The organism is Thauera butanivorans (genome assembly GCF_048398245.1).
Taxonomy (GTDB): domain Bacteria; phylum Pseudomonadota; class Gammaproteobacteria; order Burkholderiales; family Rhodocyclaceae; genus Thauera; species Thauera butanivorans.
In genome coordinates, this window is the sequence record NZ_CP183038.1 from 2,981,120 (window position 1) to 2,997,548 (window position 16,429).

Annotated in this window: 18 protein-coding genes; 11 read left to right on the forward strand and 7 right to left on the reverse strand. The window is 68.4% G+C overall.

Going from position 1 to position 16,429, the window contains the following annotated elements; all coding sequences use genetic code 11:
- Positions 1-24: 24 nt before the first annotated feature.
- From ACNQFN_RS14415 to fliR, 11 genes are all read left to right on the forward strand, one after another.
- Positions 25-813 carry a flagellar assembly protein FliH gene (locus ACNQFN_RS14415; protein WP_418646831.1) on the forward strand — a complete coding sequence of 263 codons (789 nt, stop codon included), beginning with the start codon at positions 25-27 and terminating at the stop codon, positions 811-813.
- Positions 810-2,207: a flagellar protein export ATPase FliI gene (gene fliI, locus ACNQFN_RS14420; RefSeq protein ID WP_418646832.1), complete on the forward strand. Its 1,398-nt coding sequence runs from the start codon at positions 810-812 to the stop codon at positions 2,205-2,207. Before ACNQFN_RS14415 ends, fliI begins: the two co-directional genes overlap by 4 nt.
- A gap of 117 nt (positions 2,208-2,324) precedes the next feature.
- Positions 2,325-2,789, forward strand: coding sequence for a flagellar export protein FliJ (gene fliJ, locus ACNQFN_RS14425; RefSeq protein ID WP_068636386.1), 465 nt, complete (start codon positions 2,325-2,327; stop codon positions 2,787-2,789).
- A gap of 76 nt (positions 2,790-2,865) precedes the next feature.
- Positions 2,866-4,137, forward strand: a complete 1,272-nt coding sequence (locus ACNQFN_RS14430; RefSeq protein WP_418646833.1) for a flagellar hook-length control protein FliK — start codon at positions 2,866-2,868, stop codon at positions 4,135-4,137.
- 93 nt (positions 4,138-4,230) lie between these two features.
- Entirely contained in the window at positions 4,231-4,803 is a 573-nt protein-coding gene (locus ACNQFN_RS14435; RefSeq protein ID WP_068636388.1) for a flagellar basal body-associated FliL family protein, read from the forward strand.
- Positions 4,804-4,817: 14 nt separating this feature from the next.
- The gene (fliM, locus tag ACNQFN_RS14440; protein ID WP_068636389.1) at positions 4,818-5,828 is read left to right on the forward strand and encodes a flagellar motor switch protein FliM; all 1,011 of its coding nucleotides are present in this window, start codon (positions 4,818-4,820) and stop codon (positions 5,826-5,828) included.
- Positions 5,821-6,294: a flagellar motor switch protein FliN gene (gene fliN, locus ACNQFN_RS14445; protein ID WP_068636390.1), complete on the forward strand. Its 474-nt coding sequence runs from the start codon at positions 5,821-5,823 to the stop codon at positions 6,292-6,294. The genes fliM and fliN overlap by 8 nt, the downstream gene beginning before the upstream one ends.
- Before the next feature lie 13 nt (positions 6,295-6,307).
- Positions 6,308-6,796: a flagellar biosynthetic protein FliO gene (fliO, locus tag ACNQFN_RS14450; RefSeq protein WP_418646834.1), complete on the forward strand. Its 489-nt coding sequence runs from the start codon at positions 6,308-6,310 to the stop codon at positions 6,794-6,796.
- Entirely contained in the window at positions 6,786-7,583 is a 798-nt protein-coding gene (fliP, locus tag ACNQFN_RS14455) for a flagellar type III secretion system pore protein FliP (protein WP_088178859.1), read from the forward strand. Before fliO ends, fliP begins: the two co-directional genes overlap by 11 nt.
- A gap of 25 nt (positions 7,584-7,608) precedes the next feature.
- Positions 7,609-7,878 (forward strand): flagellar biosynthesis protein FliQ, encoded by a 270-nt coding sequence (gene fliQ / locus ACNQFN_RS14460; RefSeq protein ID WP_068636391.1) that lies wholly within the window; start codon positions 7,609-7,611, stop codon positions 7,876-7,878.
- Positions 7,879-7,900: 22 nt separating this feature from the next.
- On the forward strand, positions 7,901-8,710 hold the full coding sequence (gene fliR / locus ACNQFN_RS14465; RefSeq protein ID WP_418646835.1) for a flagellar biosynthetic protein FliR: 810 nt from the start codon (positions 7,901-7,903) through the stop codon (positions 8,708-8,710).
- A gap of 14 nt (positions 8,711-8,724) precedes the next feature.
- Here the strand turns inward: fliR and ACNQFN_RS14470 are convergent, their stop codons facing one another.
- From ACNQFN_RS14470 to flgG, 7 genes are all read right to left on the reverse strand, one after another.
- Entirely contained in the window at positions 8,725-9,267 is a 543-nt protein-coding gene (locus tag ACNQFN_RS14470; protein ID WP_418646836.1) for a hypothetical protein, read from the reverse strand.
- Positions 9,268-9,275: 8 nt separating this feature from the next.
- Complete coding sequence (gene flgL / locus ACNQFN_RS14475) at positions 9,276-10,478, reverse strand: flagellar hook-associated protein FlgL (RefSeq protein WP_418646837.1); 1,203 nt, start codon at positions 10,476-10,478, stop codon at positions 9,276-9,278.
- A gap of 23 nt (positions 10,479-10,501) precedes the next feature.
- Positions 10,502-12,541, reverse strand: a complete 2,040-nt coding sequence (gene flgK / locus ACNQFN_RS14480; protein ID WP_068636395.1) for a flagellar hook-associated protein FlgK — start codon at positions 12,539-12,541, stop codon at positions 10,502-10,504.
- 96 nt (positions 12,542-12,637) lie between these two features.
- A complete protein-coding gene (gene flgJ / locus ACNQFN_RS14485; protein ID WP_068636396.1) occupies positions 12,638-13,684 on the reverse strand; it encodes a flagellar assembly peptidoglycan hydrolase FlgJ in 1,047 nt (348 codons plus the stop codon).
- A gap of 9 nt (positions 13,685-13,693) precedes the next feature.
- Positions 13,694-14,821 (reverse strand): flagellar basal body P-ring protein FlgI, encoded by a 1,128-nt coding sequence (locus ACNQFN_RS14490; RefSeq protein WP_068636397.1) that lies wholly within the window; start codon positions 14,819-14,821, stop codon positions 13,694-13,696.
- Between the two features lie 12 nt (positions 14,822-14,833).
- Complete coding sequence (locus ACNQFN_RS14495) at positions 14,834-15,511, reverse strand: flagellar basal body L-ring protein FlgH (protein ID WP_068636398.1); 678 nt, start codon at positions 15,509-15,511, stop codon at positions 14,834-14,836.
- Positions 15,512-15,521: 10 nt separating this feature from the next.
- Positions 15,522-16,304, reverse strand: coding sequence for a flagellar basal-body rod protein FlgG (gene flgG / locus ACNQFN_RS14500; protein WP_263460145.1), 783 nt, complete (start codon positions 16,302-16,304; stop codon positions 15,522-15,524).
- Between the last annotated feature and the right edge of the window lie 125 nt (positions 16,305-16,429).

The following is a 16,429-nucleotide window of genomic DNA, read 5'->3' on the forward strand; positions in this document are numbered from 1 at the left end:
CTCGATACGGCCCGGGAGCATTTCGTGAGCATTTCCCGCCACCAGGCCGTGGGCGCGTACCGGCGCTGGACGCCGGAGGATTTCGACGCGCGGGAAGCGCCCCCTCCCCCGGCAGGCGCCGACGCCACTGCCGCGGCCGAGCCCGAAGCCGTTCCCGACGCACCCGAGCCGGCCTACAGCCTGCCGCCCGATCTGAAGCTGCCCACGGCGGAGGAAATCGAGCGCATGCACGAGGAAATCCGCAATGCCGCGCGCGAGGAAGGCTGGCGCGAAGGCCACGAAGCCGGGCTGGCGGCGGGTACGGCCGAAGGCGAACGCAAGGGCTATGAGGAAGGCAAGGCGAGAACCGAAGCCGAAGCCGCGCGCGTGCTGGCGCTGGCCGAGCGGCTCGAGCAGTCGCTGGCCGAAATCGACCGCGAAGTGGCCGAGGAGCTGATGGCGCTCGCCATCGAGCTGGCCCGGCAGATGGTCCACCACACCCTGCGCCTCCACCCCGAGACCGTGCTCGACACCATCCGCATCGCCCTGCAGCAGTTGCCGCAGGGTAACGCGCAGATCCGGCTGCATCCGGACGACCTGGCGCTGGTGCGTGACAACCTGGGCGAACAGCTCGCGCAAGCCGGCCACCGCCTGCAGGAAGATTTCGACCTGCAGCGCGGCGAGTGCCGCATCGACACCCAGGGCGCGCAGCTCGACGCCACGCTGGAGACCCGCTGGCGGCGCGTGCTCGAATCGCTCGGGCGCGAACACATGCGCTTCTCCCCCGCCGATCCGGATCGGCCGGCAAGCGGCACACCGGACGCTGCCGCATGAAGCACGGCAGCGATCTGTGGCGCGACTTCCTCGCCGACGGCCGCCGCCTGGTCAGGGACACCAGCGCCTTCGAGATCTCGGGCCGGCTCACCCGCATCAACGGCCTCGTCATGGAAGCGGCCGGACTCAAGCTGCCGCTGGGTTCCGGCTGCCGGATCCTGATCCCGGGCGGCGGCTCGGTCGAAGCCGAAGTCGTCGGCTTCAGCGGCGAAAAGCTGTTCATGATGCCGACCGACGACGTCTTCGGCCTGGCACCCGGCGCCCGCGTGCTGCCGATGGAAGTCGGCATGCCGCGGCTGGTGCCGGGCAAGCGCATCGGCCCGCGCCGCCGCGCCGCCGACCGCGCCAAGCACCTGCCGGTGGGCGACGCCCTGCTCGGCCGCGTCGTCGATGGCGCCGGCCGGCCGCTCGACGGCGCCGGGCCGCTCGCCACGCAGGAAACACGCTCGCTGCAGGGACGCGCGATCAACCCGCTGTCGCGCGCACCGATCGAGCAGCCGCTGGACGTCGGCATCCGTGCGATCAACGCCCTGCTGACCGTCGGCCGCGGCCAGCGCCTGGGCCTGTTCGCCGGCTCCGGGGTCGGCAAGTCGGTACTGATCGGCATGATGGCGCGCTACACCTCGGCGGACGTCATCGTCGTCGGCCTGATCGGCGAACGGGGCCGCGAAGTCAAGGAATTCATCGACCAGAGCCTCGGCCCGGAAGGCCTGGCGCGCTCGGTGGTGGTGGCCGCGCCCGCCGACACCAGCCCGCTGATGCGGATGCAGGGCGCGGCCTACGCGACCACGGTGGCGGAATACTTCCGCGACCAGGGCAAGCAGGTGCTGCTGATCATGGATTCGCTGACGCGCTACGCGATGGCGCAGCGCGAGATCGCCCTGGCGATCGGCGAACCCCCGGTCACCCGCGGCTATCCGCCGAGCGTGTTCGCCCGCCTGCCGGCGCTGGTCGAGCGCGCCGGCAACGGCCCCGAAGGAGGCGGCTCGATCACCGCTTTCTATACCGTGCTGGCCGAAGGCGACGACCAGCAGGATCCCATCGCCGACTCCGCGCGCGCCATCCTCGACGGCCACTTCGTGCTGTCGCGCAGCCTCGCCGACCAGGGCCACTACCCCGCGATCGACATCGAGCAGTCGATCTCGCGCGCGATGCACGGCCTGGTCGGCGACGAGCATTTCGCCGTCGTGCGCCAGTTCAAGCAGTTCTTCTCGCGCTATCAGCGCTCGCGCGACCTGATCGCGGTCGGCGCCTACCAGCCGGGCGGCGACCCGGTGCTGGACACCGCGGTGCAGCTCTACCCCAGGCTGGAGGCCTTCCTGCAGCAAGGCATCAACGAGCGCGAATCCTACGACGGCGCCCTGCAGAAGCTGGCACAGGCATTTTCGGCCTGAGTGTGACATTTTGCACGAGCGGCAGCCGAACACACGGCACGCCTGCGGCATACGGCGCTTAGACTGCCGGCGCCCCTCTCTCCGCCGCCGGGGCACGCGAACGACACAGCCATCCCCATGAGTCCCCGCTTCCACCTCCAGCCCCTGCTCGACCTCGCCCAGACCCGCACCGACGAAGCCGCCCGCCAGCTGGGCGAACTGGTCGCGGCCGAGCGCGACGTGGCGCAGAAGCTGCAGATGCTCGAGGACTATCGGCGCGAGTACAACGACCGCTTCGTCGAAGCCGCACGCGAAGGCCTCAGCCCGGACGCCTGGCGCAACTATGGCGCTTTCATCACCCGCCTGGATGAAGCCATCCTCGCGCAGCGCAAGCTGGCGGAACAGTCGCAGCAGTTGACCGCGCAGGGACAGCAGCACTGGCTCGCCCAGCGCAACAAGCTCAAGGCCTTCGACACCTTGTCGCAGCGCCACCAGGCGGGCCTGGCCCGCATCGAGGCCCGCCAGGAGCAGAAGATGGCCGACGAGCACGCGGCACGCCTCGGCCGCGCCCGTCTGGACGGCGACGGCGGCGCCCACGACTGATCGTCCGGCAGTCCGCCTGCATGGCACGGCTCTTGCGTAGAAAGCCCTGCTCATCCTGTTCCAGAGGCGCCAGACCATGTCCGCAACCCTTTCTTCCCCCAGCCTGGCCCAGAGCCTGCAAGGCCATTCCGCTCGCAAGTGGTCCGACCCGGTGACGCTTGCCGGGCTGATCGGCCCCGGCAGCCAGCAATCGCCTGCCCAGACACCTTCCCAACTGCCATCCTTCTCCCGCACGCTGCAGAACCAGTTGCGCGATTCGCGCCCCCCATCGGCCCAGCCCGCGCATGCGAACGACGCTCCGGCACGGCCGCGCGAGGCCGAACGCAATCCCCAGCGCACCACCACGCGCGAACCGGAACACGGCCGGGCACAGCCTGCCGACCCGGCGGCCCGCTCCGCCGAATCCGGCGAGTCCCGTCCCGCCGAAAACGCCGTGCAGCCGGACGAGGCAGCCAAGGGCAGCGAAACCACGGGCGAACATACCGACACCTCACGGAACGACCAGGCGGCAGCGGCCGAGGCGCCGGCAGATACGACCGCCGAGGCGGCCGCGCTTGCCGGCCTGCCGGCAGCGATTGCCGCCCTGCAGGCCGGCACGGCGAACGACGGCGAAGCCGACGCCGAACCGGCCGCGGATGACAGCGCCGGCAAAGCGCTGCAGAATGCCGGCCTGCCATCGAAAGGCAGTCCGAAACCGGCGGATGCCGGCATCGACGCCGGCCAGGCGGCACAGGGGCGATTGCCGCTCGCGGCAGTCATCGCCGACAAGGCGGCAGGCACGACCCCAAGCCTGAAGGCCGGGGACGACGACATCGCGGCCCGGCAGCCCGGCCAGGCCACGGGCGGGCATCACGGCGCCAATCTGCTCGGCGTGCTGCGCCACGCTCCCGCCCAGGCGCCGACGCCGCAGTTGCCCGTGCACACCCCGGCAAACCGGCAAGCCTGGGCCGAGGACGTGGGCAACCAGGTGCGATGGATGATCGGCCGCGCGGAGAGCAAGGCCGAACTGGTGCTGACGCCGCCCAACATCGGCAAGCTCGAAGTGTCGATCTCGCTCAACGGCGACCAGACCACGGCGCAGTTCGTCGCCTCCAGTCAGGCCGCGCGTGACGCACTCGAGCAGGCGCTGCCGCGCTTGCGGGAGATACTTCAGCAATCCGGCATCAGCCTGGGACAGGCCGATGTCAGCACCTCGGAAGACCGTGGCGCTGGACGTGACGGCGGCGGCAATGGCAGCGGACAGGGCCGGCACACGGGCGGCAGCGGAACGATCGCGGATGCGGCCGACGGCGGCCAGCCCGCATCATGGCTGCAGCAACACGACGGAATGGTCGACACCTTCGTCTGAAGCGCTTGAATTGGGGCTGCTCTGCCCCACTTTTCCACGCTTCGCGGCGTGCGATCTTCCGCGATAATTTTGGCAAGATATCAGGAGATTCGCATGGCCAAGGCGCCAACCAAACCGGAGGCGGGCGGAGAAGCCGCCCCCAAGGGCAAGAGCAAGCTGCTCATCATCATCGTCATCGTGCTGCTGGTGCTGCTGATCATCGTCGCGGGCGGCATCGGCGCGCTGCTGCTGCTGAAGAACAAGGGCAGCAGCGATGACGGCGCCTCCGCGCCGGCAGCCGCCGCCGCCCAGCCCCCAGCACCGCCGCCGGTGGATCTGTCCAAGCCCCCCACTTTCGTGCCGCTGGACCCCTTCACCGTCAACCTGCGCCGCGACGAGGGCGACCATTACCTGCAGGCCGTGATCGTGCTGCGCGTCGCCGATGCCAAGACCGGCGACGCGCTCAAGGGCTACATGCCCGAGATCCGGCACCGCATCAACCTGCTGCTGTCGAGCCGGCTGCCGTCCGAGCTGTTCACCACCGAAGGCCGCGAACTGCTGGCGACCAGCATCGTCGACGAGGCCAATGCCGCGCTCGGCTTCCCGGTGCAGACCGACGCCCGCGGCCGCACGACCTCCACCGGCCCGGTCCAGGCCGTGCTGTTCAACTCCTTCATCATCCAGTAGCGGACGCGAACGCCATGTCCTCGGATTTTCTCTCCCAGGAAGAAGTTGACGCCCTGCTGCGGGGCGTGACCGGAGAATCCGACGAGCCCGAAGCCGAGGAACACGCGGCCGAAGGCGTGCGCCCCTACAACCTGGGCACGCAGGAGCGCATCGTGCGTGGGCGCATGCCCACGATGGAGCTGATCAACGAGCGCTTCGCGCGCTACCTGCGCATCGGCTTCTTCAACTACGTGCATCGCAACACCGAGGTTTCCGTCGGCACGATCAAGGTGCAGAAATACGCCGAATTCGTGCGCAACCTGGTCGTGCCCACCAACCTCAACCTGGTCACGGCCAAGCCGATGCGCGGCACCGGGCTGATCGTCTTCGACCCGAACCTGGTCTTTCTCGTCGTCGACAACATGTTCGGCGGCGACGGGCGCTTCCACACCCGGGTCGAAGGCCGCGACTTCACGCCGACCGAGCAGCGCATCATCCAGGGCATGCTCGAGGTGGTGTTCACCGAATACGCCAAGGCCTGGGCACCGGTGTTCAAGCTCGAGTTCGAGTACGTGCGCTCGGAAATGAACTCGCAGTTCGCCAACATCGCCACACCTTCCGAGATCGTCATCTCGACGACCTTCTCGCTGGAGATCGGCGGCGCCCAGGCCGAGATGCACATCTGCTTTCCGTACTCGATGCTGGAGCCGATCCGCGACCTGCTGTATTCGACGATGCAGAGCGACCACATCACCTCGGATCGGCGCTGGATCAAGCTGCTGTCGCACCAGCTGCGCTCGGCCGACATCGAGCTGTACTGCAATCTCGGCAGCGCGCGCGTCACGCTGCGCGACATCGTCGACATGCGGGTCGGCGACGTGATTCCGCTGAACGTGCCCGAACTGCTGCAGGCCGAGATCGACGGCGTGCCGGTGTTCGAATGCAGGCAGGGCACCAAGAACGGGCAATACGCCATCCGGGTGGAGCGCTTCCTCGCGCAGGAAGAAGAGCCTTCGCCCTTGTTAGCTGGAGGCCAGAATGGCTGACGACAACCAGATTACCGACGACGATTGGGCCGCCGCGATGCAGGAACAGGCGGCGACCGAGGCCAGCCAGTCCGGCGACAGCGAGGCCGACCGCGTCGCCGCCGAACTGGCCGCCGCGGCGATGGCCGATTCGCCCTACCAGGCTCGCCCGGCCAGCCAGATCTTCGAGGATTTCGGCGCCGGCAGCCCCGGTAAGGGCTCGCTCAACGACTTCGACATGATCCTCGACATCCCGGTGCAGATCACCGTGGAGCTGGGGCGCACCAAGCTGACGATCCGCAACCTGCTGCAGCTCGCGCACGGCTCGGTGGTCGAGCTGGACGGTCTCGCCGGCGAGCCGATGGACGTGCTGGTCAACGGCACGCTGATCGCGCAAGGCGAAGTCGTCGTCGTCAATGACAAGTTCGGCATCCGCCTGACGGACATCATCAGTCCGGCCGAGCGCATGCGCAAGATCCGCCACTGAACGCCGTAGCACCGTGCATCGCCCCATCCCCCCGCGTCTTCTGCCGATCCTGTTGCCCGCCTTCGCCGCCGATGCGCTGGCCCAGACGACGCCCGCAGCCGGCAGCGCCCCCACCGAGCTTGCCGGCAGCCTGTTCCAGATGCTGGCCGGCCTGGCCGTGGTCATCGCCCTGCTGCTCGGCTGCCTGTGGCTGATCCGCCGCCTGGCCGCGCCGCGCGGCAGTGCCGCCGCCGCGATCGAGGTGCTGGGTGCCGCCGCGGTCGGGCCGCGCGAGCGGGTGGTGCTGGTGCGCCTGGGCGAGCAGTTGCTGGTGCTCGGCGTGGCGCCGGGCAGCGTCACCCGGCTGCATGAGATGAAGGCCGAAGATCTGCCGCTCGCAGCGCGGCATGGCGCGCAGCCGCCCTCATCCGGCCCGACACGGAATTTCTCGGCCTGGCTGGGGCAGGCCATGAAGCGGCAAGCGGCTGAACAGCATGTGACGGAGCGCGGCGATGCCCGCTGAACGCCATCCTCTGCCGCTGCTGCGCGCACGCCTGGCGCCGGCGCTGTGGCTGGCAGCGATACTGGCGCTGCTGCTCACCCTCGCCGGCCTGCCGCTGCCGGCCCAGGCCCAGGCCCTGCCCGCCGTCACCAGCACGGCCACAGCGGACGGCGGCACCACCTACAGCCTGACCATCCAGACGCTGCTGCTGATGACGCTGCTGAGCTTCATCCCGGCAATGGTGCTGATGATGACCAGCTTCACCCGCATCATCATCGTGCTCTCGCTGCTGCGCCAGGCGCTGGGCACGCAGACCGCGCCGCCCAACCAGGTACTGCTGGGCCTGGCGCTGTTCCTGAGCTTCTTCATCATGGCGCCGGTCGCCGAGCGCGTCTACACCGATGCCTACCTGCCGATGGCCGAAGGCCAGATCCAGTTCGACGAAGCCCTGCAGCGAGCCTCGGTGCCGATGCGCACTTTCATGCTGGCCCAGGTGCGCGAGCCCGATCTCGACCTCTTCGCCGGCCTGGCCAAGGTGCCGCCGGTCGACAAGGCCGAAGACCTGCCGATGCGCGTCATCATCCCGGCCTTCGTCACCTCGGAAATCAAGACCGCCTTCCAGATCGGCTTCATCGTCTTCATCCCCTTCATCATCATCGACATGGTGGTCGCCTCGGTGCTGATGTCGATGGGCATGATGATGATGTCGCCGGTGATCGTGTCGCTGCCGTTCAAGATCATGCTGTTCGTGCTGGTCGACGGCTGGACGCTGCTGATCGGCTCGCTGGTGCAGAGCTTCGCGGTCTAGCGCAAACAAGCGGGAGAAACCGGCCATGACCCCCACCACCGTCATCGAACTCGGCCGCCAGGCCGTCGAAATCACCCTGATGGTATCGGCGCCGCTGTTCCTCGCCGCGCTCGTCACCGGCCTGATCATCAGCATCTTCCAGGCCGCGACCCAGATCAACGAGATGACGCTGACCTTCGTGCCCAAGCTCGTCGCCATCTTCGCCGCGCTGGTGCTGGCCGGGCCGTGGATGATCACGGTGCTGACCGACTTCATGCGCCAGCTGTTCGAATCCATCCCGGCGATGATCGGCTGAAACCACGGTCCGCCCCCGCCCGATGCTCAGCGTAACAGCCGCCCAGCTCGACGCCTGGCTCGCCGCAGCGGCCTTCCCGCTGGCACGGCTGCTCGGCCTGTTCGCCGCCGCACCGATCTTCTCCAACCGCGGCATGCCGGTCCGCGTCCGCCTCGCCGCCGGCCTGGCCGTGGGCATCGCGCTGCTGCCGGCGATGCCGCCGATGCCCGAGGTGGCGCCGAACTCGGGCATCGGGCTGGCGATCTTCGGCCAGCAGATCTTCATCGGCGTCGCCGTGGGCTTCATGATGCGGCTGGTATTTGCCGCGGTGGATACCGCGGGCGCACTGATCGGCATGCAGATGGGCCTGTCCTTCGCCATCTTCTTCGACCCCGACGCCGGCGGCCAGACCGCGGTGCTGTCCGACTTCCTCAGCCTGATCGCCACCCTGCTGTTCCTCGCCGTCAACGGCCACCTGCTGATGATCGAAGTGCTGGTGCGCAGCTTCGAATGGCTGCCGGTCGGCGCCGAAGTCGTGCGGGCCCAGGGCTGGGGCTATATCGCCCGCGCCGGCGCCACCGTCTTCGCCACCGGCCTGCTGCTGTCGCTGCCGGTGCTGGGCATCCTGCTGGTGGCCAACATCTCGCTCGGCGTGCTGACGCGCGCGGCACCGCAGCTCAACCTGTTCGCGGTGGGCTTCCCGGTCACGCTCACCGCCGGCTTCATCGGCGTGCTGCTGTTCATGACCAACTTCGCGCCGGTGCTGCAAAGCCTGTTCGAACGCGGCTTCGACGACATCGGCCACATGCTCGAACTGCTCGCTCCGCTGCCGCCGGCCGTGCCGCCACGCTGACCCCCGCACCCGGCTCAGAGCGCGGGAAAGATCTGCGACCTCAGCAGCCGGATCTCGGCATTGGCGTAGCGGTGCGCGAACGGCCGCGTCGATTCGACACCTTCCTCGTAATGCACGATCTCGTAGCCGGCGAAGCCGCCCGCCTCGACCATCTCGCGCGCATTGCGCAGGAAGACCTGGCGCGCCTCGCCGTCGCCGCCGGTGATCAGCGACTTCATGCGCAGCGCCATCCGCACGCGGCTGGCGCCGGATTCGCGCACCTCGATCCGCCAGGTCGGCGCCAGCGGATCGTAGATCGCGAAAGCCACCAGGGCACCGGCCAGGTACTCGACCTTCAGCATCTCCAAGTCGCGCAGCATCAGCAGCCCGCCGGCGATCGCCGCCACCGGGGCGCCCTGGTCTCCGGCCCACGCCCGGGTCCGCTCCAGGCCGGAGGGCTGAGCCGATGCCTGTTCTTCCTGTTCGGGCGCCGAGATTCTGGACGCCGAAGAGCAGCCGGCAAGGACGAGCGCGACCGCAGCGGCGGCAGTGAGGGCCAGGGCGGAACGGGCAGGCATGGCGGGACTCAGTTGAGGTAGTTGAACAGCGACAGGCCGGACACCCGCATGAAGGACATCTGCGCCGCCTGCAGGTAAGTCTGCTGCTGGGTCAGGCGCGAGATCGCATCGACGTAATCGACGTCCATCAGGTCGGACAGCGTGGCGGCGTACTGGATGTTCAGATCGCTGCCGAGATTGGCCAGCGCCTCGGTTTCGGTCAGTTGCGAACCGATCTGGGCGCGCGCTTTCAGGATGCTTTCCTGGCTGGCATCGAAGGTTTCCAGCGCGAACGCAACCGCTCCGGTCATGCCCGACACGCCGTTCTGCTTTTCCAGCGCGACGGCGAACATGGCCATGTTGTTGAGCATGCTGGTCGACGGCACGTAGATTTCGAAGGCGTCGCCATCGGCCACGTCGGCCGTCGGCAGGGACAGCGTCAAGCCGTCGATGGTGGCGCTCGGCGGCGTCAGCGTGGTCGCCGGCGGCACTTCGTTGCCATCCTGGCCGAGGCGCGTGACGCTGTATTCGCCGGTCGCCTCATCGAAGCGGAGCTGATAGCGCGACGCCTGGTTCACCGCCGCCGGGTCGACTGCGCTCAGGGCGGGTGCGGCGCTGCCCTCGTTGTCGATCGCGCCATGGATCTTGATCGTGTCGGTGTCGAGCGTCAGCGTGCGGTCGAACACGTCCGAGCCCGGCAGGCTGATCGGCATGTAGCGCGAGGCCGACACCTGGATGCTGCGCTCGCCCTGGTCCCCGGCATAGCTGACGCCGGACAGGTTGCCGTTGAACGGCTGTGCCTGCGAACGATAGCCGCCGAAGATGTACTCGCCCATGCCGTCCTGGCTGTTGGCCAGCGCCAGCATGGCTTCGAACTGCGCCTTCATGTCGACCGCCAGCGCACGCAGGTCTTCCGGCTTCATCGTGCTGTCGCCGTTGCCGGCCTGCACGGCGCGCGTGCGCACGTAGTGCAGGATTTCGCCGGCCCCATCCAGGCGTGCTTCCAGCAGCTTCATCGCATCGTCGGCGTAGCCGATGTTCACCGAGAACTGCTTGTTGACCGCCTGGGTCTGGCCGATTTCGAGCGCGCGGGCCGAAGCGATCGGGTCGTCGGCCGGCGTCAGCACGCGGCGGCCGGTGGCCACCTGCTGCGAAGTCTGCAGGATGTTCGACCATTGCTGCTGGATCGAGGCCACGCCACGGTCGTAGATCATGTTGGACGAAATGCGCATGATGCTCTCCCGATGTTTCCGGCTCAGCGGCCGATGGCGATGAGTTCGTCGAACAGCCGCTGCGCCACGGTCATGACGCGGGCCGAGGCCTGATAGGCAAGCTGGAAGCGGATCAGGTTGGCCGCTTCCTCGTCCAGATTGACGCCCGAGACGCTGTCGCGCGCCGAGGTGGCCTGTGTCACCAGCGCCTGCTGCGCGGCTTCGTTGACCTGGGCTTCGCGCGTCTTGTTGCCGACGGTGGTCACGGTCTGGGCATAGACCGACTGGAACGTGGCGGTCGGCCGCCCGCCGGCATCGGCCAGCAGGGTCTTGGACGTCTGCAGCGCGCCGAGCGCGACCGCATTGCGGTTGTCGGCGACGCCGGCAGCGTTCGGCGCGAAGGCGAAAGTGTCGCCAGCTTCGGGCGTGCCGCTGAACTCGAAGTCGAACTCATACCCGCCCGGGCCGGTGACGCGGAAGCGCGCTCCGGACGAATCCGTGGCCGGGTCAAAGGTCGTGCCGGTGCCGCCGCTTGGATAGGCGGTATCCGTCAGCCACTGTCCGCTCGTGCTGTCCTGCCGCAGGCGCTCGATGGTGTAGCCGGCCGGCACCGACAGACTGGTGCCGCCGAAGCTGGCCGAGAAGGCGGCGAAATCCGGCTTGCCGTCGCCCGAAGCATCCATGCCGGCGTTGCTGCGGACATCGATGTTGGCCAGCTTGCCCGTGCCTTGGTTGGTCAATGGCGCGGTCACCGACATCGGCCCGCCGGCGGCGATTTCGCGCGGATCGGAAATGGCCACGGAAATGTCGCGCGCGGCGTTGCGCGTCGGCTGGATCAGCAGCCCCTTGGCCGGCACGCTGGCCGCGTCCGGAATCGTGACCGACAGGCCGCCGCCGTTCAACGTCAGCGGCCCGGCGGCCGGCAGGCTCAGGGAAGCCAGCTCCTCGTTGCCGGCAAACAGCCTGAGCGCGCCGCCGTCGCTGTCGATGGCGACGCGGTAATCCCTGGCCCGCACCGCGCTCACGTCGGTGATGCCGGCGCTGACGCCCGCCGTGGCCGGCACGACCGTGGGCGTGATCGGCTTGAAGAAGTCCTTGCCGAAGACCCCTTCCAGGTCGATGCCGAGCTTGTGCTGGGCATTGACGGTTTCGGTGATGCCCAGCGCGATCAGGCCCAGTTCGTTCTGTGCGGCATCGAGCGACACGCGGCGGAACTCCAGCAGCCCGCCGAGCGTTCCGCCGGTCAGCAGCGATTCCGCCAGTTCCATGCGGTTGCCGCCCGGCGCCACCATCGAGATCGCGCCGCGTGTCGGATCGTTGGCGCTGGGCACGACTTCGAAGGTCGATACCGTGCCACGCAGCACCAGCGACTGCCCCGAGCCGATGAACACCGACACCGCGCCGTTCGCCTGCGCGCCATCGGTTTCCTCGACGATGGTGATCTTCACCAGCTTGTTCAGTTCGGCCAGCAACTGGTCGCGCTGGTCCAGCAGGTCGTTGGCCGGCGTGCCGGCTCCGCCCGCCTGGGCGATGACGATGCGCTGGTTCATGTCCGCGATCGCCTGCGCATAGGTGTTGATCGACTCGACCGTCTGCACGATGCTGCCTTCGACGCCGTCACGGATTTCTTCCAGCCGGGCATTCAGCGACTGGAAGCGCGACGCCAGCGACTGGGCATTGGAAATCAGCGCCTGGCGCGCCGCCACGCTGGTCGGGTTGGAAGCGACTTCCTGCACGCCGGCAAAGAAGTTTTCCATCGCCGGCGACAGCCCGGTGGTGCGATCGGCCAGCAGGTTGTTGATCTGGCCGACCTGCGCGCCGTAGGCCGCATATTGCGAGCGGCGGTTGTCGGCCTGCAGGATCTGTCCTTCCAGGAAGCGGTCGTAGCTGCGCGTCACCGAGGACACCTGGGTGCCCTGGCCGAAAAAGCCCGCGCCGGTGAACAAGGGCTGCAGCGCACTCTGCCCCACCGTTTGCCGGTGGTAGCCCTTGGTCCCTGCATTGGTGATGTTGTGACTGGTGGTATTGAGCTGGGCCTGTGCCGCATTGAGGCCCGTCATTCCGATGTTCAGCATGCCAGCCATGATGGTCTTCCTGATCCGCGATTGCCTGGAAAGGGTTCAGCAAGAAGGATGCCACCCCGAAACCGGCAATTCATGCGGCCATCCGGAGCGGCAGGCTCAGCCGATGCCGGCCAGTGCGCTGCGCAGCGTGCTGCCGCCGATGATGCGGGTGAGCTTGTCGGCGTACTGCGGATCGGTGGCATAGCCGGCATCCTGCAGGCTGCGGGCGAAGCCGGCAGCATCGGTCTGGCCCAGCACGCCGGCGTAGCGCGGGCTGCGCGCCATCAGGCTGGCATAGTCGCGGAAGGATTCGGCATAGGACGAATACGAGCGGAAGCGTGCCGCTTCGGCATAGGGGCGGCCGTCGGCATATTCGGTGACCTCGCGGTCGACGGTGCGGCCGCGCCAGGCCGAGCCGGCCTTGATGTTGAACAGGTTGTGGCTGGGGCTGCCGTCGGCATGGCGCAACTGCTTCTCGCCCCAGCCCGTTTCCAGCGCCGCCTGCGCCACCATGAAGGCGGGCGGGATGCCGGTGCGCTTGCTGGCTTCGACGGCATGCGGCCACACCTCGGCGACGAAGCCGCGGACCTTGTCCGACACCGCGCCGCCAAGCTGGCGCACGCGCTGGATCGCCTCCCTGAAGCCGGCTTCGAGCACGCCGCCGCCGGCCGCCCTGGCATCGCCGGAGGCAGCCGGCGCAGCAGCCTCGGCACGGGCCTGAACCGGCACCGCGCGCCGCGCGGCGGCAGATATTGCCGCGCCGCGAAGCACGCCGGCAAGCGGAAAGCCATCCTTGCCGCCCTGCCCGGTCTGCCCGGCCTGTGCGGGCGCCGCCAGGGCATCCGTACCCGCCGCACCTTCATCCTTGCCGCCAAGCTGGCGGAACAGGGTATCGGCGAGGCCGGTGCCGCGCCCCTGCGACAGGTTCAGTGCCATCTGCTGGTCGAGCAGGCTCTGGTACATGCGGGTCTGGTCACTGTCGAGCAGGCTGTTCTGCGGCGTGGCGTCGCGCATCGACTTCAGCATCATCTGCATGAACAAGGCCTCGAACTGCTTCGAGGCCGCGCGCAAGGCCTCATTCGAGCGGCCTTCGCTGCGGGCGAGCCGCTGCAGCTCGCCGAGCGAGTTGGGATCGAGGGCGTTGAGCTGGACGCCGGCGTTCATGGCCCGCCCTCAGATGATTTCCAGCTCGGCGCGCAGCGCGCCGGCCGCCTTCATCGCCTGCAGGATGCTGACCAGGTCCATCGGCTTGGCGCCCAATGCGTTGAGCGCCTTGACCACGTCGGCCAGATTGCCGCCGGCACGCACGTTGTGGATGCTGCCGCCGTCCTGGCGGATGTCGACCTGGCCCTGGTTCTGCGCCGCCACCGTCTCGCCGCGCGAGAACGGCGCCGGCTGGCTGACTTCGGTCTGGCTGTCGACGGTGACGGTGAGGTTGCCGTGCGACACCGCCACGTTCTGCAGCGTCACGCGCTGGTTCATGACCACCGAGCCGGTGCGCGAATTGACGATGACCTTGGCGATCTGCTCGCCCGGTGCCACCCTCAGGTTCTCGATCCGGCCGAGGAAGGCCACGCGGCGCGACACGTCCTGCGGCGCCATGACCTGGATGCTGCGGCCGTCCAGCGCATAGGCCGAGCCCGGCGCAATCGCGTTGATGGCATCGACCACCTTGCCGGCGGTGTGGAAATCGGCTTCATTGAGCTCGACCATGACGAAGTCGCCCTGCCCGACCGACGCGGCCACGCCGCGCTCCACCGTGGCGCCGCCGGGAATCCGCCCTGCCGCCAAATGGTTGATGGTCTGCGCCGCGCCGCCCGCCGCGCCGCCCGCGCCGCCGACGGCGAGGTTGCCCTGGGCCACCGCATACACCTGGCCGTCCGCGCCTTTCAGCGGCGTCATCACCAGCGTGCCGCCGCGCAGACTCTTGGCGTTGCCGATCGAGGACACGGTGACGTCGATCGCCTGGCCGGGCCGGGCGAAGGCCGGCAGGCTGGCCGTCACCATCACCGCGGCGACGTTCTTCAACTGCATGTTGGTGCCCTGCGGCACGGTGACGCCCATGTTGCCCAGCATGTTGACGATGCTCTGCTTGGTGAAGGGCGTCTGCGTGGTCTGGTCGCCGCTGCCGTCGAGGCCGACCACCAGGCCATAGCCGACGAGCTGGTTCTCGCGCACGCCGGCGATGGTGGCCAGGTCCTTGATGCGCTCGGGCGCGGCTTCGGCCGCCGACACGAAGAAGATGCCGGCCGCCACGGCCACCACCAGCGCGCGCGTCAGCAGGGATCGGAAGGCGTTCATGTCTGGCCCCGTTCAGAAAGGCAGGATGGCGAGGAAGAAGCGCTGCAGCCAGCCCATGGTGTTGGACTGGTCGATGACGCCGGTGCCGCGGTATTCGATGCGCGCATCGGCGACCTGGATCGACTGCACCGTATTGGTCGACGTGACGGTGTTGGGGTCGACCACGCCCGAGAAGCGGATGAATTCGTTGCCCTGGTTGATCGCCAGCATCTTCTCGCCCGACACCAGCAGGTTGCCGTTGGCGTAGACGTCGATGACCGTGACCGTGATCGTGCCGTTGAAGGCGTTGTTGGCGCGGGCGCTGCCGGCGCCGTTGAAGCCGGAATCGACCCCGGCCTCGACGTTCAGCCCATTGAGCCCGCCCAGCGGCAGGCGCGAGGAGGCGGTGATGCCGCCCGTCATTTCGGAGCTGCGCGTTGCGCTGGTGTTGGCGCTCTTGGTCGCGGTGTTGCGCTCGACCAGGTTGATCGTGATGATGTCGCCGACATGGCGCGCGCGCCTGTCCTCGAACAGCGGGCGCGCCAGCGCCGCCTGGTAGATGGCGCCGTTCGCGGCGGGTGCCGGAGCCTGGCCGTCCGGGCGCACGCTCATCGGCTGATGCACGGCGGTCGGCGGCACGGTTTCGATGGCGGCGCAGCCCGACAGCAGCGCCAGCGCGGCGGCAAGCCAGAATGCGGACAGCGGTTTCATGGCGATGCGCTCACAGCTGGGTGAGCCGGCCCAGCATCTGGTCGGACGTGGAGATGGCGCGCGAATTCAGCTCGTAGGCGCGCTGCGTGACGATCATGCTGACGAGTTCCTCGGCGACGTTGACGTTCGAGTTCTCGACGTAGCCCTGGTTGATGACGCCCGCGCCATTGGTGCCCGGCTCGGTCGGCGTGGCCTCGCCGCTCGACGCCGTCTCGTAGAACAGGTTCTCGCCCATGCTCTGCAGGCCGCCCGGGTTGATGAAGGTCGCCACCTGGATCTGGCCGACCGGCTGCATCTCGACCTGGTTGGGCAGCTTGACCGTGACCGTGCCGTCCTTGCCGATGGAGATCTGCGTGGCGTCGGCCGGAATCTGGATGGCGTCGAGCAGCGGATAGCCGCTGGCGGTGATGACGTTGCCCTGGTTGTCGAGCTGCAGCGCGCCGTCGCGGGTGTAGGCGGTGGTGCCGTCGGGCATCGCGATCTGCAGGAAGCCGTTGCCCTGGATCGCCAGGTCCAGCGAGCCGCCAGTCTGCTGCGGGCTGCCCTGGGTGAAGATGCGCTCGGTGGCCACCGGACGCACGCCGGTGCCGATCTGCAGGCCGCTGGAGACCTGGGTCTGCTGCGTGGTCTGCGCGCCCGGCTGGCGCATCGTCTGGTACAGCAAGTCCTCGAACACCGCGCGCTGGCGCTTGTAGCCGTTGGTCGACACGTTGGCCAGATTGTTGGAGATCACGTCCAGCGAAGTCTGCTGGGCATCGAGCCCGGTGCGGGCGGTCCACAGGGAGCGGATCATGATGAAGTCCTCTGTTCTGCATTGCCGTGCCGGCAGGCTTTGCCGGCACGCGGCGGCGATTGCCGTTTGTGCATGGGATCAGTCTAGGCCTTTGCCGGCCCCGGCCATCCCGCGATAAACAACGC